This is a genomic window from Pseudomonas sp. E6002 (genome assembly GCF_013385565.1).
GTDB lineage: Bacteria > Pseudomonadota > Gammaproteobacteria > Pseudomonadales > Pseudomonadaceae > Aquipseudomonas.
Genome location: NZ_JACAPT010000022.1, coordinates 25,348 through 48,871 on the forward strand (window position 1 = coordinate 25,348; position 23,524 = coordinate 48,871).

The 23,524-nt window shown below is 61.6% G+C and carries 24 protein-coding genes; 15 read left to right on the forward strand and 9 right to left on the reverse strand.

What is annotated here, in order from left to right; translation table 11 throughout:
- The first annotated feature begins 1 nt into the window (after position 1).
- The 3 genes from HX815_RS17195 (at position 2) to HX815_RS17210 (ending at position 4,704) form a co-directional block, all read left to right on the forward strand.
- On the forward strand, positions 2-850 hold the full coding sequence (locus HX815_RS17195; RefSeq protein WP_177022457.1) for a MaoC/PaaZ C-terminal domain-containing protein: 849 nt from the start codon (positions 2-4) through the stop codon (positions 848-850).
- Between the two features lie 292 nt (positions 851-1,142).
- Positions 1,143-2,843: a collagen-like triple helix repeat-containing protein gene (locus tag HX815_RS17205; protein ID WP_256351144.1), complete on the forward strand. Its 1,701-nt coding sequence runs from the start codon at positions 1,143-1,145 to the stop codon at positions 2,841-2,843.
- Between the two features lie 175 nt (positions 2,844-3,018).
- On the forward strand, positions 3,019-4,704 hold the full coding sequence (locus HX815_RS17210; protein ID WP_177028623.1) for a ShlB/FhaC/HecB family hemolysin secretion/activation protein: 1,686 nt from the start codon (positions 3,019-3,021) through the stop codon (positions 4,702-4,704).
- Positions 4,705-4,819: 115 nt separating this feature from the next.
- Here HX815_RS17210 and HX815_RS17215 read toward each other — a convergent pair whose 3' ends face one another.
- The gene (locus HX815_RS17215; RefSeq protein ID WP_003212897.1) at positions 4,820-5,227 is read right to left on the reverse strand and encodes a response regulator; all 408 of its coding nucleotides are present in this window, start codon (positions 5,225-5,227) and stop codon (positions 4,820-4,822) included.
- Positions 5,228-5,293: 66 nt separating this feature from the next.
- The gene (locus tag HX815_RS17220; RefSeq protein WP_177022460.1) at positions 5,294-5,485 is read right to left on the reverse strand and encodes a Flp family type IVb pilin; all 192 of its coding nucleotides are present in this window, start codon (positions 5,483-5,485) and stop codon (positions 5,294-5,296) included.
- Between the two features lie 315 nt (positions 5,486-5,800).
- On the opposite strand from HX815_RS17220, the gene cpaB reads away from it, so the two are divergent.
- From cpaB to HX815_RS17260, 8 genes are read left to right on the forward strand one after another with little or no spacing between them, the layout of a single operon-like run.
- Entirely contained in the window at positions 5,801-6,736 is a 936-nt protein-coding gene (gene cpaB / locus HX815_RS17225; RefSeq protein WP_087693096.1) for a Flp pilus assembly protein CpaB, read from the forward strand.
- Between the two features lie 21 nt (positions 6,737-6,757).
- A complete protein-coding gene (locus tag HX815_RS17230; RefSeq protein ID WP_177028624.1) occupies positions 6,758-7,981 on the forward strand; it encodes a type II and III secretion system protein family protein in 1,224 nt (407 codons plus the stop codon).
- Positions 7,978-9,168 (forward strand): pilus assembly protein CpaE, encoded by a 1,191-nt coding sequence (locus HX815_RS17235; RefSeq protein ID WP_008438996.1) that lies wholly within the window; start codon positions 7,978-7,980, stop codon positions 9,166-9,168. Before HX815_RS17230 ends, HX815_RS17235 begins: the two co-directional genes overlap by 4 nt.
- Complete coding sequence (locus HX815_RS17240) at positions 9,165-10,436, forward strand: CpaF family protein (protein ID WP_008438997.1); 1,272 nt, start codon at positions 9,165-9,167, stop codon at positions 10,434-10,436. Before HX815_RS17235 ends, HX815_RS17240 begins: the two co-directional genes overlap by 4 nt.
- Positions 10,437-10,447: 11 nt before the next feature.
- Positions 10,448-11,332 (forward strand): type II secretion system F family protein, encoded by an 885-nt coding sequence (locus HX815_RS17245; protein WP_003212908.1) that lies wholly within the window; start codon positions 10,448-10,450, stop codon positions 11,330-11,332.
- A gap of 1 nt (position 11,333) precedes the next feature.
- Entirely contained in the window at positions 11,334-12,218 is an 885-nt protein-coding gene (locus HX815_RS17250) for a type II secretion system F family protein (protein WP_177028625.1), read from the forward strand.
- A gap of 11 nt (positions 12,219-12,229) precedes the next feature.
- Positions 12,230-12,952, forward strand: a complete 723-nt coding sequence (locus HX815_RS17255; RefSeq protein ID WP_032899853.1) for a tetratricopeptide repeat protein — start codon at positions 12,230-12,232, stop codon at positions 12,950-12,952.
- A 22-nt stretch (positions 12,953-12,974) separates the two neighbouring features.
- Positions 12,975-13,247: a DUF3613 domain-containing protein gene (locus HX815_RS17260; RefSeq protein ID WP_008439006.1), complete on the forward strand. Its 273-nt coding sequence runs from the start codon at positions 12,975-12,977 to the stop codon at positions 13,245-13,247.
- Here the strand turns inward: HX815_RS17260 and HX815_RS17265 are convergent.
- Both HX815_RS17265 and HX815_RS17270 read right to left on the reverse strand, forming a co-directional pair.
- A complete protein-coding gene (locus tag HX815_RS17265) occupies positions 13,244-14,032 on the reverse strand; it encodes a response regulator transcription factor (protein ID WP_003212915.1) in 789 nt (262 codons plus the stop codon). The two genes, HX815_RS17260 and HX815_RS17265, sit on opposite strands and share 4 nt — an antisense overlap.
- A 114-nt stretch (positions 14,033-14,146) precedes the next feature.
- A complete protein-coding gene (locus HX815_RS17270) occupies positions 14,147-14,632 on the reverse strand; it encodes a prepilin peptidase (protein WP_003212917.1) in 486 nt (161 codons plus the stop codon).
- Positions 14,633-14,703: 71 nt separating this feature from the next.
- On the opposite strand from HX815_RS17270, the gene HX815_RS17275 reads away from it, so the two are divergent.
- Together HX815_RS17275 and HX815_RS17280 are read left to right on the forward strand one after the other, a co-directional pair.
- Positions 14,704-15,144 carry a TadE/TadG family type IV pilus assembly protein gene (locus tag HX815_RS17275; protein ID WP_003212919.1) on the forward strand — a complete coding sequence of 147 codons (441 nt, stop codon included), beginning with the start codon at positions 14,704-14,706 and terminating at the stop codon, positions 15,142-15,144.
- Positions 15,141-17,891, forward strand: a complete 2,751-nt coding sequence (locus HX815_RS17280) for a PAS domain-containing sensor histidine kinase (protein ID WP_177028626.1) — start codon at positions 15,141-15,143, stop codon at positions 17,889-17,891. Before HX815_RS17275 ends, HX815_RS17280 begins: the two co-directional genes overlap by 4 nt.
- Here HX815_RS17280 and HX815_RS17285 read toward each other — a convergent pair.
- The 5 genes from HX815_RS17285 to HX815_RS17305 form a co-directional block, all read right to left on the reverse strand.
- On the reverse strand, positions 17,888-19,897 hold the full coding sequence (locus HX815_RS17285) for a pilus assembly protein TadG-related protein (protein WP_256347371.1): 2,010 nt from the start codon (positions 19,895-19,897) through the stop codon (positions 17,888-17,890). The genes HX815_RS17280 and HX815_RS17285 overlap by 4 nt on opposite strands.
- A 129-nt stretch (positions 19,898-20,026) precedes the next feature.
- On the reverse strand, positions 20,027-20,584 hold the full coding sequence (locus HX815_RS17290; RefSeq protein WP_003212927.1) for a DUF4136 domain-containing protein: 558 nt from the start codon (positions 20,582-20,584) through the stop codon (positions 20,027-20,029).
- Between the two features lie 45 nt (positions 20,585-20,629).
- On the reverse strand, positions 20,630-21,235 hold the full coding sequence (locus tag HX815_RS17295; RefSeq protein ID WP_008439011.1) for a DUF4136 domain-containing protein: 606 nt from the start codon (positions 21,233-21,235) through the stop codon (positions 20,630-20,632).
- Positions 21,236-21,259: 24 nt separating this feature from the next.
- Complete coding sequence (locus HX815_RS17300) at positions 21,260-22,009, reverse strand: methyltransferase domain-containing protein (RefSeq protein ID WP_076017967.1); 750 nt, start codon at positions 22,007-22,009, stop codon at positions 21,260-21,262.
- Positions 22,006-22,311, reverse strand: a complete 306-nt coding sequence (locus HX815_RS17305) for a MazG-like family protein (RefSeq protein ID WP_017478435.1) — start codon at positions 22,309-22,311, stop codon at positions 22,006-22,008. Before HX815_RS17305 ends, HX815_RS17300 begins: the two co-directional genes overlap by 4 nt.
- Before the next feature lie 162 nt (positions 22,312-22,473).
- Between HX815_RS17305 and HX815_RS17310 the strand changes: the two genes are divergently transcribed.
- Together HX815_RS17310 and HX815_RS17315 are read left to right on the forward strand one after the other, a co-directional pair.
- The gene (locus tag HX815_RS17310; protein WP_003212934.1) at positions 22,474-22,764 is read left to right on the forward strand and encodes a hypothetical protein; all 291 of its coding nucleotides are present in this window, start codon (positions 22,474-22,476) and stop codon (positions 22,762-22,764) included.
- 294 nt (positions 22,765-23,058) lie between these two features.
- Positions 23,059-23,361, forward strand: a complete 303-nt coding sequence (locus HX815_RS17315; RefSeq protein ID WP_023659366.1) for a DUF6124 family protein — start codon at positions 23,059-23,061, stop codon at positions 23,359-23,361.
- The last annotated feature ends 163 nt before the right edge of the window (positions 23,362-23,524 follow it).

Genomic DNA, 23,524 nt, shown 5'->3' on the forward strand with positions numbered 1-23,524 from the left:
CATGGAGTGGCACACATTAGGCAGCACCCCGTTCCTGCCGCCGCTGTATTGGCGCGCGGCACTCAAGCGCAAGATCACCGGCACCAGGCTGCCCGAGCAAGGGTTGCGCTGCCGGGTCAGTGTGAACCCCAGGGAAGTCGCGGCCTATCGCAAGGTCTGCGGGTTTGCCGACAGCCCGGTCTTGCCGGCCACCTATCCGCATATCCTGGCATTCGGCCTGCAGATGCAATTGCTCACCGACAAGGCGTTTCCTTTCCCGCTGCTGGGATTGATCCACCTGAGCAACCGGATCCGCATCCTGCGCTCGTTGGGCGGTGTGAGTGACTTGACGGTCGGCGTTTACGCGCAGAATTTGCAGCCCCATGCCAAGGGCGCGACATTCGATATTGTGACCACGGTCGAAGATTCACTGGGGCTGCTGTGGGAAGCCGAAAGCCGAATGCTCTGTCGTGGGGTGAAACTCGATGGCGCTGCGGCGGACAACACCCTGCAAGCCTCCACTAACGTAAGCGAGCTGACCCGTTGGAAAGCCCCCGCCGATGTTGGCCGCCGCTACGCCCGGGTGTCCGGCGACTACAATCCGATTCACCTGAGTGCCCTCACTGCCAAGTTGTTTGGCTTCCCCCAGGCCATCGCCCATGGGTTATGGAACACGGCACGCACACTGGCCGCACTGAGCGAACATTTGCCTGCGGCCAATATCGAAATAGACGTCGAGTTTAAAAAGCCGGTGCGCTTACCCAGTGAAGTAACCTTATTGACAAGTGCCGCCGGCTCCAGTGGCGAGTTACAACTAAAGGGCGCCGGGGATATTGAACACATGACGGGGCGTTGGCGGCCAATCTCCTGATAAATTGTATATATACACCCTAAGTTATAGCGGGCTATCGATAGCCCGCCATCTTTATTAACCCCATGATTTTAAACACCTCGCAACGTCTACACCCTCCCCCACTACACCCTTGGTATTAGTCGCTAAGCAGACTAACTCTATCTGTATATAAATCGTTAATACCAAGTTGAGCATTGCGAGATAACGCACCCGGGTCTGTTATAGCCACAACGGACGAATGTATCGCTGTCTTTAGAAACAGCGAACTTCGATAACAGCAAAGGCTGTACCTGGTGCAAGGAACTCAATCATGAAAACTCAAGTCGTGTTGTGGAAAGCAAGTACCGCGCTGGCCCTGATTCTGGCAGTTAGCCTCGGAGGCTGCAGCAGCGGTGGTGGTGGTCATCACAGTAGCGTCGCGGCGTCATCTCCGGATGCTGGCAGTGGCAGTGGTACTGGCGGCGGAACGGGTGGCGGCACTGGCGGTGGCACCGGTGGTGGCACCGGTGGCGGCACAGATGGAGGTACTGGTGGCGGCACAGGTGGTGGAACCGGCGGAGGTACTGGCGGTGGCACTGGTGGCGGCACCGGCGGAGGTACTGGCGGTGGCACTGGTGGCGGCACCGGCGGCGGCACCGGCGGCGGCACAGGTGGTGGCACCGGCGGCGGCACAGGTGGTGGCACCGGCGGCGGCACTGGCGGTGGCACAGGTTCGACCACTCCTCTGGTCACCGGCCAGGTAGTGGGCGCTGTAGGCGGTGTCGTCGGTAATGTCGGCACCGCGGTGGGCGACCTGGGTACGACCCTGACCACTGTGCCAATTGTCGGTACTACCGCTGGCGGGTTAGTCACCGCAACGGGCACTGCCGTCAACAGCATCGGCAGCGGCCTGACTAACGGCCTGGGCACCCTGGGCACCAATAGCAACGCCTTGGGCACCACCGTTGCCGGTGTGGCCGATGGCGTGGCCGACCTGGGTACCGGCGTGTCCAACACCGGCAAGTCCCTGGGCACTACGTTGGGCGGCATTCCCGTGGTCGGAGGCTTGACCGGCGGTGTAGGCGGCGCGGCAGGTGGCCTGGTCGATAAAGTCGGCCAAACCGTGACCATGCTTGGCGACACCTTGAGCACGGCCAGCACCACCGGGCCACTGGGCGGCTTGACCAATACGGTGGGTAAAAGCGTACTGGTACCCGTCGTCTCTCTGGTGGAAAACACCACGGGTAACCTGGGCAATAAGACAGGCCTGGGCAATCCGGTGGGTGGCTTGATCGATAAAGTGGGCGCCACTGTCACCGGCCTGGGTGGCCAGGTGGCAAGTGCCGGCGGTGCAGGCAACCCAGTCGGGACACTCGTCGGTGGCGTGTTGACTGGCGTCGGCACCACCCTTGATAAATCGAGTGGCTACGTCAATCCGGCAACCACGACCCCGCAATCGGGTCTGCCTGAGCTGGTCGGTGGCCTCGTCGCCAACGTCGGCAACGGCCTGAACATCGGCAACACCAATGGCACTGTCAGTGCTGCGGGCGTAACCGGGGGTGCCGTGGGCAACACCGTCGCGTCCCTCGGCACCCTGATTGGCGGCAACGGCGTAGCCAACACCGGCGCCACGGCTCCGGTCGCGGGGCTGGCGACCAATGTCGGCGCCGCACTGAACCCAGTGACTACGGGCGTTGCCGGGCTGACCCAAAACATCGGTACCAGCACGGGTATCGGCGCACCGGTGAACGGCCTGGTGACCCAAGTCGGCGGCGCAGTCAGCGGTCTGGGCACCAACCTGACGGCAGCCAATGCCAACCCGATCACCAACGCCGTAGGCGGTACCCTGAATGCAGTGGGTAATACTGTCGGCTCGGTGGGTGGCTTGGTCACCGGAGGTACCAGCAGTAGCGGTGGCGGCCTGCTCGGCGGCTTGAACGTGGGAGCCAGCGCCTCCGCCGGAGGCACTGCAAACGCAAACACCGGTGGTGGCCTGGGCGGCTTGCTCGGCGGGCTGACCGGCAAAAAATAGAATTGCACCTGGCCATTAGACGGCCTCCCCTCCAGCGCCTACGCTTGGTTGAGACGAGAGATTCCAATGAGTCTCTCGTCTTTTTTATTGGCCAGTGAAAGGCCCTCCCGAAACGCGCCCCAGAGCCCGGCGGGAATCCGCGAAACGCTGCTGCAGTTTGACCATGGAGTGTCCTATGCGCGCCTTGACGCCTTTGTTTCTACTCACCCTGATTGCCGCCAGTGTCCACGCCGAGACACTGCCCAGTTTCCTCAACAGCAACGACACTATTCGCAACCTGCCGGTGCCCAACCTCCCCGCCGACGCCTATCGCCCGGTCACGCCACAGACCCAACTGCCCGAGCCGGCGGCAACCCAGGGCCAGCCATTGTTGATGGACACCAAAGTGACCATCCGCAAGCTGCAAATCGACGGCGGCACGATCTACCCACTCAAGGACGTGGCCCAGGTTTTCGAGCCGCTGATTGGCCACGAAACCACCCTCGCCCAACTGATCGAAGCCACCCGCGGCATCACCCGCCGCTACCAGCAGGACGGCTACCTGTTGTCCTACGCCTACCTGCCCGACCAGCGCTTCGAAAACGGCCTGGTGCATGTGGTGCTGGTGGAGGGTTACATCAAGGATTACAACCTGAAGGGCGACATCGGTTCAGTCTCGGCCTACGTCGACAAGCTGGCGGCCAAGCTGCTGGGTGAACGCCCGCTGACCCGCAAGACCTTCGAGCGCTACACCACGCTGATGGGGCGTATCCCGGGTGTGACACTGCAGGCACAAGTACCGCCACCGGGCACCACCGATGGCGGCACGCACATGCAGATCCAGGCCAGCCGCAAGCCATTCACCACCAGCATGAGCCTGGACGAAGACAACCGTAGCGGCACGCAGGCGCTGCTGGCTGCCACCAGTAACTCCCAGACCTCGATGGGCGAGCAACTGAGCCTCAGCGGCCTGTTCCCGCCAGGCAAGGACGACGAGCATTACTACCGCCTGGGCTACAGCCAGTTCATCAATGCCGAAGGCAGCCAGTTGGTGCTCAACGCAGAACGTTATCGAGCCGACCCCAACAGCAATGTGCAACTGGACGGTGGCTTCGAACTCAAGCCGCACCAGGCGATTGACCGCTACTCCATCGGCCTGTCCCACCCCTTGATCGCCTCCCCCACCGAGTCATTGACCCTCGGCACGCGCCTTTACGCCGTGGACCAAACTACCCGCTATCAACTCGTGGGCTACCCGCTGCGCTTCGACGTGGAAACCGACCTGCGAGCCCTCGCGTTCGAGGGCGACTGGCGCAAGTCCGACGACCGCCAACTGCGGATTCTCAGCGCCGGGCTCTACCAGGGAATCAACGGCCTGGGTGCACGTACCCACAGCGATATCGAAGGCACGCAGCCGGACCTGGAATTCTTCCGCCTGCGTCTGTCGGGGGTACAAAGCAACAAGTTCTTCGACCACTGGCAAGGCGTGGCATCGGGTGCCTTCTACTGGAGCAACGACACCCTGCCCGACAGCGAACGCGCGACGTTCGGCGGGCAGAGTTTCGGGCGTGGTTACCCGGATGACCAGGGCTCGGGCGACAAGGGCTGGGGCGTGGCGTATGAGGTCAACTACAGCTTCAACCGCAGCGGTGAGTGGGTAAAAATCCTGCAGCCGTACGTGGTGCTCGACAAGGCCAAGACCTGGTTCAACGAACTGCCGGTCAAGGGCAACAACATGTCGTCAGCGGCGGTGGGCCTGCGCTTCGGGGATAACAAGTACTACAACATCGCGCTGGAAGCGGCCAAGCCAATGTCGGATATCGCCCTGGACAGCTTCAATCGGCGACCGCGGTATACGCTGAGTTTCAGCTACCAACTCTGAACCCTGTGGGAGCGAGCTTGCTCGCGAAGAACGTCCAGACAACGCGGGGAACCAGACTGCCCGCGTTATCGTTGACGTTTTTCGCGAGCAAGCCCGCTCCCACACAAGCTCGCTCCTACATCAATCTGATCTTGGGGATGGGGAAGAGGTTGTTGAGGGTGTCGATCAAGCGCACCAGATAGATCGGCTTGCGAAACAGGTCCAGTACCTGCAGGCGCAGCATGTCACTGACATCATCCATCTCGGCGTGGCCGGACATGACGATCACCGGCAAGTGCTGGCGAGCGGTGTGTTCGCGCAGACGCTTGATCAAGGAAATACCACTTTCCTCGGGCATGCGCAGGTCGGTAATCACCAGTGCGATATCGGGGTGCAGGGTCAGCTCCTGCAAGGCAAAGGTGACCGAGGTCGCGGTAAAACAGACAAAGCCTTCATTCTCCAGCGACTCGGCCAGTTCAATAAGGGCGTCCTCTTCGTCATCCACCAAAAGGATTTGTTGCCGGGGAGCCGAAGAGGAGTTCATGTTGAAATGCCTGATACGCAATAGGTCATTCGGCGGAACCTGCACGTGTTTGCGCGAGTACCTGGGTCAGGTATGAATGGCGCCTTGTATCGAGTTGAAGACGCCGGTTATGGCCGTCCGGATAGGTGTAATAAAAGCAGCCAGCGCCACAGCGACCATCGCCGCAACCAGTGCGTATTCGATACCCGATGCGCCCTCTTTGGAATAGAAAAAAATCTGGACTTTGATGAAACCCATGCGAATAAGATCAAGGAACATAATGACTTCTCCTTTGCGCCCACGGCGCTGGTATCGCGGCATCACAAAAATGATTTCGGTGTGCCACTAGAGCATTGTCAACAAACCCCAGACCAACAACTGTAAGAACTGATTAATCACAAAGTATTAGTCGGCCGGCTGACGCCAAAAATCCCACTTTCGCAGAGGTTTCTGGAGATATTTTTCGCCCGGTAATGGCGTTTTGTCTTAGCTGAACTACCTTCAAATAGCGAAATAGTTAGAAGCTTGAAGCGATCCGGATACGCAAGCATTAGTGGGAACAGCAGTGGATGCAGCAGGAAAGGGAGAGCCTTCATGAACAGTCGGATTAGCTTGATCCTCGCCGGGCTGCTGTTGGTAGGTGCACTGATTGCAGGCTACTGGGGCCTGGTACTCAGCCGCCCTGCCCCTGTCGCACCGCCCGTGCCCCAAACGCCTGAAGTCGTGCAACCCGTCGCCGAAGACCAGACACGCCAACCCGTGGTGGTGCTGGCCCATGACGTTGCACCTTTTGTTGCGCTCACCGCCGCCGACCTGACCCTGGAAAAACTGCGCACGGTTCCCGCCGGCAGCCTCACCAGCCTCGACCAGGCCGTGGGCAAGATCCCGTGGCGGCCGCTGTCGGCCGGGACCTGGCTGACCGAGGAGAGCTTCAACTCCGGCGGCACCGTGGCGCGAATGATCCGCCCTAACGAACGCGCGCTTGCCGTCGCCGTGGATGAAGTGATCGGCGCCAGCGGGCAACTCTCCCCGGGGGACTATGTGGACGTCCTGCTCTTCCTGCGCCAGGAAGCCAGCAACCCGCAGCAGTCCGCACAAATCGTGGTGCCCGCCTTGCGCCTGCTGGGCGTCGGCGATCAACTGGGGCTGACCAACGACGGCACGCCCGGCTCCGTGCCACCGACCACCCCGGACGAAAAACTCAAGGCGCAGCAGAGTCGCGCCAGCGCGCGCACGGTACTCCTCGCGGTACCGGAGGAGCTCCTGAGCCGGCTGATGCTCGCAGCCCAGTCCGGCGTATTGCGCCTGGCTGTGCGCAGTGCCGACGAACAACTGCTGAGCCAATACTGGGCCGGTGAAACGGAGTCCGCGACCCACCTGGAAAACACCCGGCGCGAGCTCTACCAGTTCAACCAGCTGGCCTTCAGCACAGCGCCCGTCAACGGCCTGAGTCCCGCCGGCAATGGTGCGCCAAGGCGTTCAGGCGTCGAAGTAATACGTGGCAATCAGGTTACCCAACAAACGCCCTGAAAGAGCTAAGGATGCCTTTGAATGAGCAGTAGTTTCGTGTGGTCTTTTTCGCGAATTTTCTGGGCACTTCTCACCCTGAGCCTGCCTGTCGGCGTTGCACTGGCAGCACCCGGCAACTGCACGGGCCTGGGCCAGCTGCCGGCAGTGCTGGAGGTGGGTGAAGGCGCTCAACAGGCTATCCAGTCGCCGGTGCCGATTACGCGGCTGGCCATTGGCGATCCGAAAGTGGCCGATGTGCAGGTCAACGGCAACCAGGCGTTCCTGCTCACCGGCATCGCCTCGGGCACCACCAGCCTGATGGTCTGGACGGCCTGCTCCAGCAGCCCGCGCCAAAGCATGGTGTTCGTCAAGGGCAAGGCCACGTCGGCCCTGACCAGCCTGGCCCTGTCGCCGTCCGATGACCCGACCCTGCCCAGCCAGGTGCAAACCGACATCCGCTTTGTGGAAGTGAGCCGCACCAAACTCAAGGAGGCCAGTACCTCGATATTTGGCCGGGGTGGCAACTTTCTGTTCGGCGCCCCGAACAATGTTGCCAACGCCGCGGCCACAGGATTCCGTGGGCTCCCGGTGAACAACGACACCTTCAACATCGGCTTTGGCGGCGGCCGTGTCTCGGCCATGATCAACGCCCTGGAAAGCAGCGGCTTTGCCTACACCCTGGCCCGGCCGAGCCTGGTGGCGCTCAGTGGCCAAAGTGCGACCTTCCTCGCCGGTGGTGAAGTACCGATCCCGGTGCCCAGCAGCGGCAGCAACACCATCTCCATCGAATACAAAGAGTTCGGTATTCGCCTGACCCTGACCCCGACCGTCATCGACCATGGGCGGATTTCCCTGAAGGTCGCGCCAGAGGTCAGTGAGCTGGACTACACCAACGCGGTCAACATCCAGGGCATCTCCGTGCCGGCGCTGACCATCCGGCGCACCGACACCAGCATCTCCCTGGCCGACGGCGAAAGCTTCGTGATCAGCGGCCTGATCAGCACCAACAACACCTCCAGCGTCAGCAAATTCCCGGGCCTGGGTGACATCCCGATCCTGGGTGCGTTCTTTCGCGACTCCAGCATCAACCGCCAGGAAAAAGAGCTGCTGATGATCGTCACCCCGCACCTGGTACAGCCGCTGGCCGCCAACGCCCAGTTGCCCTCGTTGCCAGGGGAAAAGCTGCGCAATTACGACCCTAACTGGTACCGCCTGTATTTCCTCGAAAACGGCAATTTCGACCGCCGCAGTGGACTGTCCGAATGAGTGAGAGCCTGAGCCAGACCTTTTTGGCAATTACCCGCAACACCACGGATCTGGAATGGCTTCAGGGCGCGCTCGCGCCCCTGGGGCAAGTGGTCAGCGCCGGTGCCGGCAGCCTCGACGAACTGTTGGCACTGGTAGACGTGACGTTCGCCAACCTGGTGTTCATCGGCCTGGACCGGGAACACGTCACCACCCAGTGCGCCCTGATCGAAGGTGCCCTGGAAGCCAAGCCGATGCTTGCCATCGTGGCCTTGGGCGATGGCATGGACAACCAGCTTGTACTGAACGCGATGCGCGCCGGCGCACGGGATTTCGTGGCCTACGGCTCGCGCTCCAGTGAGGTTGCCGGCCTGGTTCGGCGCCTGAGCAAACGCTTGCCGGCGGTCACCCCGAATACCCATTTGGGCGGGCTGACCGTGCTCTACGGCACCCAAGGCAATGCCGACGGCGCGCTGATCGCCAGCCACCTGGCGCTGGTGGTGCAAAAAAGCGGGCAGCAAACGCTGTTGCTCGACCTGGGCCTGCCACTCGCTGACAGCCTCGCACTGCTGGGGCTGGAGAGTTCTTTTCATTTCGGCGACGCCCTGCGTCACTTGCGGCGCCTGGACTCAACCCTGATCAACAGCGCCTTCACCACCGCCGAAGCCGGTCTGCGCATCCTCGCCTACCACAACAACGACGAGCCCCTGGAACGGACCAGCGCGGCCGAGCTGTACATGTTGCTCAGCGCCCTGCGCCAGCACTTCCAGCACATCGTGGTGAACCTGACCGGCCAACCCGACAGCGAAGCCTTGCGCACCTTTGTCAGCCATTGCGACAAACTGCTGTGGTGCACCGACCAAAGCGTGCCGGACTGCCGCCGCAACCTGGCCGTACTCAACCTGTGGCGGGAAAAAGGCATGAAACTCGACCATGCCCGCCTGCTGGTAGACCGCTACCTAAAGGGGGCCGCCCCGGACTCGGAGGCACTGGGCAATAGCTTCGGGCTGGAGGTAATCGCCGTCCTGCCCTGGAGCCCGGAAGTGCGCCTGAGTGCCAAGAACCAGGCCCAGACCCTGTTCTCCCTGGCCCCACGGGAAGCCCTGACACAGACGTTGCGCGGCTTGGGTGAGCGCCTGGCAAAACGCTCCGAGGGCCTGGAAAAACCCTCCACCAATTGGCTCAACCGCCTTCTGAGGACCAAATGAACGGCGAGAAGCTGTTTGGCGTCGCCCCGCGCGGCAACGTCGGCAACACCGATCACGACGGCCTGAAGCTGGTGCTGCATCGCTACATCATTGATGCCATCGAGGATTCGGGAAAAAATCTGCTGGAAGGCACACGCCAGTCCCTGGCGCAGTTTGTGATCGACAAGGTGGCCGAATACATCACACGTATGCACCTGGCGATTTCCCGCTATGAGATGGAGCGCCTGGCCGAAGAGATCGTCGATGAGCTGACCGGTTTCGGCCCGCTGGAAGTGCTGCTGCGCGACCCGACCGTCACCGAGATCCTGGTCAACGGCCCGCACCGGGTATTCGTCGAACGCGATGGCCTGCTGCAACAAAGTGACTTGCGCTTCATTGACGACCACCATGTCGAGCGGGTCATGCAGCGCATCCTCGCACCCCTGGGACGCCGGCTGGATGAGTCGTCGCCGATGGTCGATGCGCGCCTGCCCGATGGCAGCCGGGTCAATGCGATCATTCCGCCGATTGCCCTGGACGGGCCGTGCCTGTCGATTCGAAAGTTTCGCAAGGACATGCTTAAAAGCAGCGACCTGGTGGCCATGCAAACCATCGACCAGGCCATTTTCGATTTTTTCAAGGAAGCCGTCGGCAAGCGCTGCAACATCCTGATCAGCGGCGGTACCGGCACCGGTAAAACCACACTGCTGAACATTCTCAGCCAGTTGATCAACCCCCGCGAGCGCCTGGTCACCATCGAAGACGTGGCCGAGTTGCAACTGGGCCATCCCCACGTTGTGCGCCTGGAAACCCGCCCGCCCAATGCCGAGGGGCATGGGGAAGTGAAGGCCAGTGACTTGATCCGCAACGCCCTGCGGATGCGCCCCGACCGGATCATCCTCGGCGAGATCCGGGGCGTGGAGGTCATCGATGTGTTGACCGCCATGAACACCGGCCACGACGGCTCGATGAGTACCGTGCACGCCAACAACGCCCAGGACGCCTTGCTGCGCCTGGAAACCCTGGTGGGCCTGACCGGCCGGGTCGTCGCGGAAAAAACCCTGCGGCAAATGATCTGCGCGGCGCTGGATGTGGTGATCCAGCTGACGCGCCTGCCCGATGGCCGCCGCTGTGTCAGCGAAGTGGTGGAAGTGGTGGGCATCCGCGAAGACGTGTACGTCACCAACACCCTGTTTCGCCACGACAAGCGCACCGGCTTTGGCTTCCTGCGCGAAGCGGTCAACCCGGCCGGTGACAAGTTGCGTCACGAAGGTCACCTGCCGGTGTAGGAGGCAACCCGATGATCGGTCCGATTCTGCTCGCCCTGCTCGCCGTAGCCCTTCTGGTGCTGGGGATAGGCCTGATGCGCAACGGTTTGCGCAAGGCCCAGACCGACCGGGTATTGGAACGCCTGGCCGAAGGGCAACCCCAGGCCATGAAAGACAACGCGGTGACCACCAGCCTGGAACGCACGTTTATCCGTGCAGGCCTCGGCCGGCCAACCGAGCGCCTCGGCCTGTGGCTGACCCTGTGGGCCTTTGGCGCCCTGCTGGGGGGGCTCGTGGGCCAGTGGATAGGCTTGTTTGTGATGGTGGCGGCACCGCCCTTGGCACTGCGCCTGTACATCGCCGTACGCTACCAGCGGCGGCTGCGCCGGATGATCGAACAACTCCCGCAATTGCTCGATCACGCCGTACGCAGCCTGAAATCCGGGCGCACCCTGGCGGACGCCATCCTGAGCGGAATCGATGCCAGTGACGACCCGTTGAAAAAGTCCATGGGCCGTATCAAGCGCAATGTGCAATTGGGTGTCAGCCTGCCGGAGGCCGCTCATGACTATGCCGAGTTTTATGAACAGGATGAATTGCGCCTGTTTGCCCTGGGCCTCAAGGTCAACCACCGCTACGGCGGCAACGCCAGTGAGCTGCTGGAAAACCTGATCAAGATGATCCGCGAGCGCGACCAGGGCGCACGGCAATTACGCGCCATGACCGGTGAAACCCGGGTGACCGCGCTGGTGCTGGCGGTACTGCCGGTGAGTGTCGCGGGCTACTTCCTGCTCGTTAATCCGACGTACCTGATGGCCATGTGGGATGACCACAGCGGCCAACGCCTGATGCTCGGTGCGTTCGCCTTGCAAGTCATCGGATGCGTGGCGCTGTGGCGCATGTTGCGGAGTATCTGAGATGGCGATACTGATCAGTGCCGTATTGTTTCTTGTCGCGTTATCACTGCTGCTGGCGAATATCCTGAGCAGTCGTCGTCAACAACGCGTGGTCGCCCAGCGGCTGCAGGGCGAGCCAAGCCGCAATGACAAAATGAGTGAGTGGTTGCACCAGTTGGGCAGCACCCGGATCGGCCAGCGCACCATCAGCCTCGATAACGAAACCCAAATCCTGCTCAACCGCATGGGCTGGAGAAAAACCAGCCAACGCTCGATGTTCGCCGCTTGCCAGATCGGTTCACCGATAGTTTTGCTGGGGCTGACCGCGATGACACTGGAGCTGTTCTTTCCCGGCACCGAGCATGAGTTTGTGATCTCCCTGCTGGGCCTGATCATCGGCTACCTGCTGCCCAAGCGAATACTGGTGGCACTCGCCAAAAGGCGCCAGGGGAAAATCTCCCGGGAAGTAGCGACCTTCATCCCCCTGGTGCGCATTCTGTTTGAGTCAGGCATGGCCGTGGAGCAGGCGCTGCGGGTCATGGCCTACGACGCGCAAAAGTTGCTGCCGGTACTGACCGCCGAACTGCGCCTGGTGCTGGCACGCGTCGATTCCGGGCTGGAGTTGGGGGAGGAATTGAACAAGGCCAGCCAGATGCTGGACGTCGATGAACTCAGCGACACGTGCCTGATCCTCCAGCAGCTTCTGCATCAGGGCGGCGGGGCGATGAAGTCGCTGCAATCGCTCAAGCAGTTGCTGGATGACCGGCGCCTGACCCGCCTGCAGGAATACATTTCCAAGATGTCCGCCAAAATGTCCGTGGTGATGATGCTGTTCCTGTTTCCCGCATTACTGATCGTATTGGCCGGCCCTGGCTTTATCGCCATCGCCAAAGCCTTCGTGCCTTGAGAGGACATGCAATGAAGACATTGATGGTCGCCTGCAGCCTGTTGTTGTTAAGTGGTTGCGCCAGTAACGGGCAACTGCCGTGGGCGGGTTTCAGCGCGCAGGGCAGTTGTGCCAAGCCCAACTCCAATCAGGAGTTATCGCTGAACCTGGCCGACGACATGGCCAACGAGGGCAAGCTGCACGCCAGCCTGGCCAACCTGCAAAACCTGCCGGACAACCTGCCCCAGGTGCGCCAGCGCCAGGCCAAGGTGTACCGCCTGCTGGGCCGCAGCGAAGCCGAACCGTTGTACCGCAGCCTGCTCGGCACCTGCATGGCTGCCGAAGGCGAGCACGGGCTCGGCCAGCTGGCAGCGGCCAGGGGAGACAACGGCCAGGCCATGGCGCACTTGCAACGCGCGGCCAGGATGTCGCCCACCGACGAGAAAATCCGCAACGACCTGGGCGTGGTGTACCTCAATCAACGGCGCGTGGAAGATGCACGCTTCGAATTCTTGACGGCCATGGAGCTCAAGCAGAGCGATCAACTGGCGGCGATCAATCTGGTGACGCTGATGATCTACCAGGACAACTGGGAACAAGCCGCACAAGTGGCCAGCCGCATGGGCCTGAGCCCGGAACAAGTGACGCAAGCCCAGGCCCGGGCGCAGCAACTCAAGGCGCCCGTCTCACCGACGACAGCGCCAAAAGATCAGGTCGCAACCGTAGGCGACGTGCTGCAAGCGCCGGTCAAATAGGTCTCTGAAGGGAGTACACACGATGAAATTCACACTGCTCGCCACGCTGCTGTTCGCCAGCCTGCCGCTGACGGTGCTGGCTATTGAGCCGGGGCCTTCTTCGCCACAGCAAAAACAGACCGAAGGCTGGCTGCAACTGCAGGTCAGTGGCGAACGCGCATCTCCCATCCGGCAGAAGGCCACGCCCGCTGAACGCGACCAGGCCATGCAACGCCTGCTGGACAGTTACAAACACCCTATTCCTGAGTACTACGACCAGAAACTGGGCGGCAACACCCCAGGCAGCAACAACTAATGCGCAGTGACGCGCTGGCGCGCCGCAGAATTGTTCGGCGATAACGCCAGCGCCAACTGGGTTCGGTTGTGCATATGGGTCAGGCGCAGCACTTGGGACACGTAGAGTTTCACGGTGTTTTCAGTGATGCCCAGCTCACAGGCAATCTGGTAGTTGGTCTGGCCCTTGCCTACCAGCCTTGCGACATCCAGTTGGCGGGGCGACAACTGATTGAAGATCGCCGGTATTTCAACCCGGTCAGTGTCGCTGACTTCACCCTCGGCTTCAGTCGACAGGCCGGATTGCGGACTGCTGCGCACCTTGTCGAGGTCATGATAAAGGTCATCGATGGACGCCGAGAGAAACTGCAGCTTCTGGTTCAGGTGCCCCAGGTCGAGATCTTTCTGTCGGTCCTGCAGCGCGACCACCTGGCGTTGCAACCCTTCGAGCAGCTCGCCCAAATTGATCGGCTTCTGGTAGTAATCGGCAATCCCGGCGCGCAAGGCCTTGATCACGTCCTGCTTGTCTGCACGCCCGGTCAGCATGATGGCCTCAAAGACCCGTTGCTTGCCGGCCAGGTGTTGCAGGGCCTGGACCAGTTCGATGCCATCCATCTCGGGCATATGCAGATCGCACAGCACCAGGCCGATCTCGGCATCGTCGCGAAAACGCTCGATGGCTTCCTGGCTGGATGCGCAAGGGACGCAACGGTAACCGTTGCTTTCAAGAAATTCGCAAAGCTCTTCCACGATCAAAGGCTGATCGTCCACCACGAGCACTTTCACTTGAGAGGTAAGCTTGTTCACGCGCTACTCCATGCCTGGCAAGCAAAAGGACCGATGTATCCATTCCGACCATTTTTCCTATGCAACTTACCCATAAACGTAGACGTACTTTCCTACTATGTACATAGCGATACCCTACGTGGCGACTAATGGGATCCAAAACCAGGACAGGCAAAAACCGATCAGTAAAAACGGCACGAACGGCTGCCTGGCCGAATGTGCCGGATCAAGGTACTGCAAGGTATTCCTAAGCCCTTGATTCATCAGCGGCCACACCCTGGGCGCCAGCAACAGCCAGGCTGCGCTCGCGAGGCCGGCGCCGATAAAAGTGCCCAGTACGTAGAGGTAGTCGGTTGCCAGCCCCAATGCCGCGATCAGCTTCACGTCACCGGCGCCCAGGCGGCCCAGCGCGTACCCCGGCAGGGTGAACAACAACGCCAGGACAAAGGCCACACCGCCCTCGACAGCCGGTGCACCGAGCCAGGTCGTACCGCTCCAGAACAGGTAACCCAACGCCAGCAAGGCTGCGCCGAGGGTCAAACGGTTGGAGACCTGACGTAGACGGATATCTTGCACAGCGCACAGCGCGAGCCAAACGACCAGGACGAGGCTTTGAATCACGTAAAAAAAATCCCTTTTTGCTGAATGATTCTATGCTGATATCAGGTAGTAGTAGTCAGGGTAGACGAGTCATGAAAAAAGGCCTCGCTAAAAAGCAAAAAGGTGCCGCCGCGCTGGAGTTCGCGATGGTCTTCATGATTTTTTTTGCCATTTTTTATGGCCTGGTCAGCTACAGCTTGCCGTTATTGCTGATGCAGTCCTTTACCCAGGCCGCCGCCGAAGGCGTAAGACGTAGCGTCGCGCTGGACCCCGCCACGCCTGGCTACGTCACGGCACTGCCGCTGCAGGCCGTCAGTGCGGCGCAGGCACAACTGGCGTGGATCCCCTCCCAGTTCAAATTCCTTCCCGGGTACGTGACGGCCGTCTACAACTCGTCAGGCGTGTTGACGGTGTACATCAACTACCCGACGTCCAGCCTCCAAAGTGTGCTGCCGTTCCTGGTACTGCCAGGCATCGGTACCGTCCCCGCCCTGCCTCCCATGCTGTCCGCCCAGTCGAGCATGCAGTTTTGACCTCAGGCGATAAACTCTTCGGCCGCCTGCTCGGACGCGGCAACCAGCTGCCTGCTGACGCACCGGCAGCGATCCCGGCAACCGCCGCGTTGTTGTTCTACCTGGACGCCCAGGGCCGCGTAATGGATGTCCATGGCCCGCTTCGCCATCGACTCGAACACCCCGCTGCGCAACAGCAACAGGCACCCTCGCTGCTCGACTACCTCACTGCGGCGAGCCGCCTGGTGATCGAGGGCACGCCCAGCGACTGGCAGGGGCAAAGCCTGGACCTGGAGCTCAAGGGGCTCGCCGGGCAAACCCTGCATACCCGTGGCTGGGTCCAACCCGAAGGCAAGGGCTGGCTCCTGCAATTGCTGGACATTGGCGACCTGATTGCCCATCGCCAACTCACCCAGGTGCGCGAACACAATCAACGGGTGAGCGACCAGATCAGCGAGCAACTGCGGGTCTGCAGCCTGGTGCGCCTGCCCGAAGTACTGCAAGACACTCTGCAGGCTATTTCCCAGCACTGGCACATCCCCTGCGTCGCCATCGCCTTGCTGGATGAGCAGGGCCAGGCGTGGTGCATCGAGGGCTGTTACACCGCCCACGATGCGCCGGTACTCTGGAGCAACGGCCAAGCCCTGGGCTCCAGCCTCGACAGCCTGGGCGGCACGGCGCCAGTGAGCCTGGAGGTAAACCGTGGCCACAGCGAACACCCACGCCTGCAAGGCCTGTTTGGCAATACCGATGGTTTTCTGGTGCCCTACCGCGACGGACTGGGCGTGGGCGCATGGCTGCTGTGCGGGGTGTATCACCGCCAGGAACACACCAGCGACCGTGACTGGTTGCAACTGACCGCCGCCCTCGCGGCACCGCTGCTCGGCCGCCTGCGCGAACTGCGCCATCAACAGCAACTGGAACGCCTCGACGCGCTGCAAGGATTGCTCGGCACCGGCTGGTGGGAGCTGTCCCCACACACTGAAGACCTCGAACTCGCCCCACCGCTGCTGCACACCCTGAGCCAAGGCGAGGCGATCACACAGCTGTCGCTACCCATGTGGCTCAAGCTGATTCACCCTGCCGACCGGGAAGAACTCGCCAGCCGCCTGCAAGACCTGAAGACCCTGGGCAAACCGCTGTCCACCAGTGTGCGCCTGCAACGTGCCGACGCGGCGCTTAACCCCATCTGGTATCGCGTGCAGGGGCAAGCGTTGGGCTCGGGTGAGCATCGCCGCCTGGTGGGCTTCATGCTCGACATCAGCGACATAAAAAACCAGGAGCAACAGGCCGCCGCCGCCCACGCACGCCTGGATAACCTGATCGCCAGTTCCCCGGCTGTGATCTATGTGCAGCGCTACGTCGAGGGCACGCTGCAACCGGTGTTCTTCAGCGACAGTTTGCTGCCGCTGCTTGGCCGCACCCTGGCCGATTTCACCCCGGCGACGCTGAACCAGTGGATCCACCCCGAAGACCGCGACCTCTACTTCGACCGTACCCGCCAACTGCTGCGCGAAGGCAGCGTGCGCAGTCGCTACCGGGTGCTCGACACACAGGGCAATTACCACTGGCTGCTGGATGAAGCCCGGCTGCTGCGCGACGACCTCGGGTTGCCCGTGGAAGCCGTGGGCCTGTGGCTGGATGTGACCGAGACGACCCTGGCGGCGCAACGGATCAAGGAAAGCGAGGAGCGCTATCGAATCCTCGTGGAAGACTCCCCGGCCATGATCTGCCGCTACCTTCCGGACCTGACCCTGACCTTCGGCAACACGCCCCTGGCCAACTACATGGAATGCCTGCCTGGACAGCTGCCGGGCATGAACCTCCGCCAATGGTTGTCGGACGAACAACACGAGGCGTTTGTACTGCGCATCCGCCAGCTCACCCCGGAATTCCCGGTGAGCACCGCCGAAATCAGCCTGCAACTGCCGGGGCGCACACATGCCTGGTGGGTGTGGTCGGACCGGGGCGTGTTCGACGAACAGGGCCAGTTGCAGGAAGTGCAGGCCGTGGGCCGCGACAACACCGAAGTGCGCCGCTCCCAGCAGCAACTGACCCAAAGCGCCAAAATGGCCACCCTCGGCGAAATGGCCACCGGCCTGGCCCATGAGATCAACCAGCCGTTGAATGTGATGCGCATGGCCATCGTCAACGTGCTCAAGCGCTTGAGCAACGGTGATGCACAAATCGACTACCTGACGGAAAAACTCCAGCGTATCGACTCCCAGGTCCAGCGCGCAGCCCGCGTGGTAGACCACATGCGGGTGTTCGGCCGCCGCTCTGAAGTCGAACAACAGCCCTTCAACCCGGCGCAGGCGGTGGAAGGCACCTTGTCGCTGCTCACGGAAGGCCTGCGTGGCAAAGGCATAGAACTGCGGGTGACGCAGACGGACATTGCGGTGCAGGTCAAAGGCTACGTCGACCAGCTGGAGCAGGTGCTGATCAACCTGATGGTCAACGCCCGCGATGCCCTGCTGAGCAAACGCGAGCACGACCGCGACCTGCAACCGTGGATCTCGGTGCAGATCGAACACGACAGCCGTCACGTGCGCATCTGGGTCGAGGACAACGGCGGCGGGATTGACCCGCGGCTGCTGGAGCGGATTTTCGAACCGTTCTTCACCACCAAGCCAATTGGCGTGGGCACCGGCCTGGGGTTATCAGTGAGCTACGGCATTGTCGAGAACATGGGCGGCCGCTTGAGCGTCGCCAACAGTGAACATGGGGCGAAGTTTTGTGTGGAGTTGCCGGTGGTGAGCGAGGTTTAGATCACCAGGTACGCATTACCCGAGTGGCAACTGAGGTTGGCGCCCACGCCGACCTGGTTAAGGTCGACTCCCAGCCCCAGCAACAGGGTATTCACCAACGAATTGATCAAGGGTATCAGCGTGGCATTCAGCACGTTGAGCAGCAGCGTGGTCACACCACTCAACACGGATCCTAGCCCACCGATCAGGTTGCCCAGCACGTTCGCGTTGCCGGGGGTAGGCCCGTACATATTCAGGTTAAGCCCGGCCGTCACGCCGTTCACCGGATCGGTCAGGCCGCTGACGATATTGGTCGTGCTGTAGCTGGAGTAATACGGCGGCTGGGAAATCTCCGGCAAATTCGGCGATTGGTAGGTGTAGGGAATGTTGTAAGCACCGCCTACCTGAATATTGGCCGACAATCCCAAACCACCGCCTACGCCCGTGACCACCGGATTGCAGAACACAATTAACGTGCAGGTCTTCGTACCGATATCGACGATCTTCAGCGGCGTCACCACCACCGTAGGGGGTGTAGGGCCAGTGCCGAAAACGCTGCTGCTGGCAATCTGGCCCATCCGCAGATTGACCAGTGATGTGTTGGTGGCCGTGGTCAGGGTTTTACTGGTCGGGCTGGCGCAGCTGTAACCGGTGACCCAACTGGCGGCACTCGCCGCATCCAGCTCGATATCGATACCCACCGGCGGCGGCAGCACTTGCAACACCGGCGACGTACACGAGACCGCGCAGGTCAACGAATTGATCACCCCGACCAGGTTCAGGCTGAGCAGCGCATCCAGGGTGCCCAGCAACGGGCTCGCCAACCCGTTCACCGCGTTCGTCAGCGTGGAGACGGTGTTGAGTATCGGCAGGTTAACCGACAGCTTCGTGCGTAACTGAGCCGTCTGGACGTAAATCCGGTTTGGGCCGGTCATAGGATTCTGCCCGGGCGCCGTGGCAAGCGCCGGGTTACCGATGGCCGATAGTTGTGGCGGCTGCAACACCTGGACGCTGGCGGTGATTTGCGCCACCCCCGGCAAGTTGATGGGAAAACTGGCCACCAGGCCGTTTTGCTTGTTGGCCAATTGCACGAACCCCTGAATCAGGTCGAACACCCGCATGTTGACCGCCAGGGCGGCGACGCTGGCACCACTCTCCACCGACAGCACATTGCCCAGCACCACCGTGGTCGCCCCCGCTGCGACTTTAAGGGCCTGCAGGCTGGCAATGGTCGCGGTGGCCGACAATGTATGCGTGGGGTCCAGCACATTGATTGCCGACTGAATCAGTTGGCCAACCGCGATGGTGTTGCCCAGTACCTGTGTATAACCACCGGCCGTCAGCCCCAGGTCGAGCTTCAGTTGGTTCAGGTAACTCAGCAAAGAAATGTTGGTGTTGATCAGGCCGTTCCAGCCCGCCACCGAGAGGTTCACGGCGCCGCCCAACAATCCGCCGGTCAGCGCGTTAAGCAGGGGCGCGTTATTCGTATCCACCACCAACGCCGTGCTGCGAATGGTCAATGACGCCAGCGGTGGCCCCAATGCGGCGACCGCCACTGCACTCACCGTCGTCTGTGCGGCCACCGCGGTACCGTTGACCATATTCCATATGCCGCCGGCAACGCTGGTCGCCACGGTCTCGGAGGCCACCACCTGGATCGCATCGTTTTGGCTGGCGTTGGCGCTGAAGACCCGCTGATTGCTGGCATTGGTCACCAACGTGCCGCAGGTGACCACCAGTGCCCGGGTGTTGGCGACTATCGTGAAGCCATTGCGCGTGGCGTTCTGCGTGGCGTAATCGTTGGCCGTGGTGCTCGATGCGCATTGCCCGCCACGATTGGCAGCTTCCAGGGCTGCCGTATCGGCCACGGACTGCAACTTGCGCTTTTCCACGTACAGGCGGCTGCTGTCGATGACCAGCAACAGGAATAGCAAGGCCATCCCCAGGGTCAGGGCCGCCATCAGGCCAATCGCACCGCGTTGCCTTGCAGGCCCGCCCTGGCGACCGGAACGAAGTCGAAGAGACATCGAGCACTCCTTTGCCGGCACACTGCCGAGCGCTTACTCTCCTGTGTTGCTTGGGAGTGTAGTCAAGAGCGGCGGGGGCTGCAGGCCAGTCGCCATAGATCGACGACTGGCGGAGGGCTGATCAGGCGATCAATGCGGCGGGTAGTTGGAAAGCACCTTGGTCACCGTGGCACGAATAGCGGCACTGCGGTCTTGGGGTTCAGGCGAGCTGGCGAGGATCTGCTCATCGCTGCCACGCCACACCAGCTTGCCATCCTTGCCGTCGAGCAAGTCAATCTGGATGGTCGCGACCTTGTAGGTGATGTTGCGGGTTTCGTTATACATCGGCGCGCCCCAATAACCATTCCACGGGCCGCCCCAGGCGCCGCCGTAATTGGTGGTGACTTGTTGCTGGCGGTCTTCGACGATCAGGTAGGTCTGTACATTCAGGTCAGCCTTGGTGCCCGGCGCGGCAGGGCGCAGGCCACGCTGGTCGAGCTGCTCGCCCACGGCCTGGCGGATGCGTTGTTCGGTGAGGTCACTCTTGATCCGTGGGTCATCCGGGCGGTATTGCAGCGCGGGTTCTTTCCAGCTCCAGCTGCGGTAGGCGCCAAAGTCCCGGCTGGCGTCGAAATCATGGTTGACCTGGCTGGTCTGGCAACCGCCCAGCAACACAACAACAGCAAGTGCAGCAATACGACGAAGCATGGTTTTTCTCCAAAAGACAATCCGGGCCTGAGATGAGAATAGCTGCTAACTGGGTGGGTAGGCAGTCATTGCCTTTTGCATCGCCTCACGCAGCGAGTCGGCGCGCTCGCTGAGGCTGCCCTGGCTCGTGGTTTCGGCGCTGGTGCTCCATACCGGCTGGCGGGTGCGCGCGTCGAACAGGCTGATGCGTGCCACGGCCACCGTCACTTCATAAGTGCGTACCACCGGCACCGTGTTGTACATGCCGTAGCCGTTGCCATAGCGGTTATAACCGCCGTAACCATAGCCATAGTCGTCCTGGACCTGGCGCAGGCGTTTTTCCAGACGCACGTCGGCGCTTACCAGCAGGTCGGGGGCGCGGTTGTCATGCAAGGGGCGCAGGCCGCGCTGGTCGAGGGCGCCGCTGACCGCCTCGGCAATCTGCGCCGAATCCGCCCAGGCCGAGCCCGCCGGCAGCTGGTTGTTGAGCCAGGCCCAACTGCGGTAGGCGCCGTAGTCGCGCACCGGCGCCGGGTAGGCGCTGGCATCAAAGGTGTTGGCCGCCTGGGCAGGCGCCGGCGGCATCGGGGCAGACGCCGCCACATACGGGTTGGGGCTTTGGCAACCCGCCAGGCCCAGGCCCAGCAGGATCAGTCCAAGACAGCGCTTCATTTCGACCTCCGCAGACTGGGCCGCTTAAACCGGACGGCAGATCCAGTGCAAATAACGCCCAAGTCCGGCAAAGCTTGGGTGACGACGGTGTGCGAGCTCCATCTCCAACAAATCCTGCAACTCGGCGCGGGCCTGGAATTCCACCGGCATATAGTCGTGGAACACCCGCACGCCACTTTGGGTTTCGACCTGCCACAGGCCCTCTAGTTGCGTCGCCAACTCCCGTGGGTCCAGGGGTTGTTGCGGCGTAAGGCTCTGCTTTTCGCCGGCCATGTCGTTCTTGCGCATTTTGCGGAAGTGGCCTTTGAGCAGGTTGCGGTAAATCAAGGCGTCGCGGTTATAGAAAGCCAGCGACAGCCAGCCACCGGGCGCGGTCAACTGGTGCAGCACCGGCAGGATCGCATGGGGTTCGGCCAGCCACTCCAGCACGGCGTGGCACAGCACCAGGTCATAGGGTTCGGTGAGCTGGCCCAGCAGGTCTTGCCAGGGGGCTTGAATGAACGTGGCTGTCTGCCCGGCTTCGGCGAAACGCTGGCGGGCGCCTTCGAGCATCGGCTCGGCGGGTTCGGCCAGGGTTACATCATGGCCGCGCTCGGCCAGCCACAGCGACATATGGCCCAGCCCCGCGCCGATATCCAGTACCCGCAACGGGCGGTCCGGCAGCGCTTCAATCAGGTCGGCCTGCAGCACCGCCAGGCGAATCGCGCCCTTGGCACCGCCATAGATCTTCTCGGCGAAACGGGTGGCCAACTGGTCGAAATGACGGTCGCTCATTTGGCAAACCGCCGTTCGCTGTCGGCCAGCTTGGCCTGTACCACCTGATCCATGTCCAACCCCAATTCACTGCACAACAGCAGCAGGTACAGCACGATGTCACCGACTTCCTGGCCGGCATGGGCGAGTTTGTCGGCGGGCAACTGGCGCGACTGGTCTTCGCTCAACCACTGGAATATCTCCACCAGCTCGGCCATTTCAACGCTGGCAGCCATCGCCAGGTTCTTGGGGCTGTGGAACTGCTTCCAGTCGTTGGTATCGCGGATGCGGTGCAGGCGTTCGGTGAGGTGATCGAGGTTCATGGGGGGCTCCTGAAGGTGTATAGCTTCGGGCGCAAGCCGCGCGAAGGCAAGTGAATCCCTGCGGCCCGTAAACCTCTATGCTAGAAGGGAACTAGCTTGGGCCAATAACGAACAAAGGCTCAGGTTCGGCAGCTACGCCCACCGTCTTATCAGGACACACACATGCAAACAGACTTTTTCGGATGGCTGGGTCTCAAGATCGGCCAGATCATCCACTTTATCGTCGAGTTGTTCAGCGGGCTGTTCAATACCCTGTCCCACGCGGGCGGCGACTTTGTCGACGGGCTGTCCAGATCCTTGGGGATGGACACCTCGATCATCAGCATCCTCATGCTGATTATCGGCTTGATGCTGTTGTACTCGGCGGTGCGCGCGTTTATGCGGGCTTCGATCATCATGGGGATTATCTGGTTGATGCTCGGGCTGTGGGTGCTCAGTTGGGTGGTGCATTAATAAAGGGCCAGCAGGGTAAATCCCTTTAATTTGAGGGACGTTTCCGAGACAATCTTTCGGCCTTGTGCCTGTTGGGATGGGTGGCTAGTCTTCGGCCCTTCACTGCATATCAGTGATCGGGTTTAGTCGCCCGGAATTAGTGAGCGCAAGTTGTCGCCATGCTTCATGGCGGCTGTGCGCAGGGCACCTTCGGGTGCGCCGGGTTCCACTAGCCGGTCGACTAACCTGCGTACAGCCGCCACCCTCGTTTAGTCGCGCGGGTGTCAGCTCCTTACCTTCTAGTGGAGTTACACCATGCATAAGCTCGTCCCCGATCCACCCAGCGACCTCCTCAACGACCGCGCCGCCTTCAATCGCGCCCTCGAACATTACCTGCCATCCCAAGGCTTCCACACCATCAACGAAGACCTGAGCTTCGAAGATTCCCTGCTCTACACCGCCAGCCTGCTCAGCAGCGCCTCGGCGACTGCGCTTGATTGCGGCGAGCTGCTGGAAAGCCCGCAGCGCGCGAAGATCCTGGCGGTTTGGCACTTGCTGGAAATTGCCAAGACCACCGTCGACCGCTCCATCGAATGCCTGCACCCGCGCAAAACCTGACACTACGCGTTCAAAAATGTGGGAGCGGGCTTGCTCGCGAAAGCGGTGGATCAGCCAATACATCCGGCGACTGACACACCGCTTTCGCGAGCAAGCCCGCTCCCACATTGGCCCTGCGGCGCAGCTAATGGACAGTTACACTACCGCTCCCCAAAGGAGCCCG

What these genes read in the sequence shown, in the direction of transcription:
- HX815_RS17195 (WP_177022457.1), top strand. Translation starts at nt 2, where the DNA reads ATGGAGTGGCACACATTAGGCAGCACCCCGTTCCTGCCGCCGCTGTAT.
- HX815_RS17205 (WP_256351144.1), top strand. Translation starts at nt 1,143, where the DNA reads ATGAAAACTCAAGTCGTGTTGTGGAAAGCAAGTACCGCGCTGGCCCTG.
- HX815_RS17210 (WP_177028623.1), top strand. Translation starts at nt 3,019, where the DNA reads ATGCGCGCCTTGACGCCTTTGTTTCTACTCACCCTGATTGCCGCCAGT.
- HX815_RS17215 (WP_003212897.1), bottom strand. Translation starts at nt 5,227, where the DNA reads ATGAACTCCTCTTCGGCTCCCCGGCAACAAATCCTTTTGGTGGATGAC.
- HX815_RS17220 (WP_177022460.1), bottom strand. Translation starts at nt 5,485, where the DNA reads ATGTTCCTTGATCTTATTCGCATGGGTTTCATCAAAGTCCAGATTTTT.
- cpaB (WP_087693096.1), top strand. Translation starts at nt 5,801, where the DNA reads ATGAACAGTCGGATTAGCTTGATCCTCGCCGGGCTGCTGTTGGTAGGT.
- HX815_RS17230 (WP_177028624.1), top strand. Translation starts at nt 6,758, where the DNA reads ATGAGCAGTAGTTTCGTGTGGTCTTTTTCGCGAATTTTCTGGGCACTT.
- HX815_RS17235 (WP_008438996.1), top strand. Translation starts at nt 7,978, where the DNA reads ATGAGTGAGAGCCTGAGCCAGACCTTTTTGGCAATTACCCGCAACACC.
- HX815_RS17240 (WP_008438997.1), top strand. Translation starts at nt 9,165, where the DNA reads ATGAACGGCGAGAAGCTGTTTGGCGTCGCCCCGCGCGGCAACGTCGGC.
- HX815_RS17245 (WP_003212908.1), top strand. Translation starts at nt 10,448, where the DNA reads ATGATCGGTCCGATTCTGCTCGCCCTGCTCGCCGTAGCCCTTCTGGTG.
- HX815_RS17250 (WP_177028625.1), top strand. Translation starts at nt 11,334, where the DNA reads ATGGCGATACTGATCAGTGCCGTATTGTTTCTTGTCGCGTTATCACTG.
- HX815_RS17255 (WP_032899853.1), top strand. Translation starts at nt 12,230, where the DNA reads ATGAAGACATTGATGGTCGCCTGCAGCCTGTTGTTGTTAAGTGGTTGC.
- HX815_RS17260 (WP_008439006.1), top strand. Translation starts at nt 12,975, where the DNA reads ATGAAATTCACACTGCTCGCCACGCTGCTGTTCGCCAGCCTGCCGCTG.
- HX815_RS17275 (WP_003212919.1), top strand. Translation starts at nt 14,704, where the DNA reads ATGAAAAAAGGCCTCGCTAAAAAGCAAAAAGGTGCCGCCGCGCTGGAG.
- HX815_RS17285 (WP_256347371.1), bottom strand. Translation starts at nt 19,897, where the DNA reads ATGTCTCTTCGACTTCGTTCCGGTCGCCAGGGCGGGCCTGCAAGGCAA.
- HX815_RS17290 (WP_003212927.1), bottom strand. Translation starts at nt 20,584, where the DNA reads ATGCTTCGTCGTATTGCTGCACTTGCTGTTGTTGTGTTGCTGGGCGGT.
- HX815_RS17295 (WP_008439011.1), bottom strand. Translation starts at nt 21,235, where the DNA reads ATGAAGCGCTGTCTTGGACTGATCCTGCTGGGCCTGGGCCTGGCGGGT.
- HX815_RS17300 (WP_076017967.1), bottom strand. Translation starts at nt 22,009, where the DNA reads ATGAGCGACCGTCATTTCGACCAGTTGGCCACCCGTTTCGCCGAGAAG.
- HX815_RS17305 (WP_017478435.1), bottom strand. Translation starts at nt 22,311, where the DNA reads ATGAACCTCGATCACCTCACCGAACGCCTGCACCGCATCCGCGATACC.
- HX815_RS17310 (WP_003212934.1), top strand. Translation starts at nt 22,474, where the DNA reads ATGCAAACAGACTTTTTCGGATGGCTGGGTCTCAAGATCGGCCAGATC.
- HX815_RS17315 (WP_023659366.1), top strand. Translation starts at nt 23,059, where the DNA reads ATGCATAAGCTCGTCCCCGATCCACCCAGCGACCTCCTCAACGACCGC.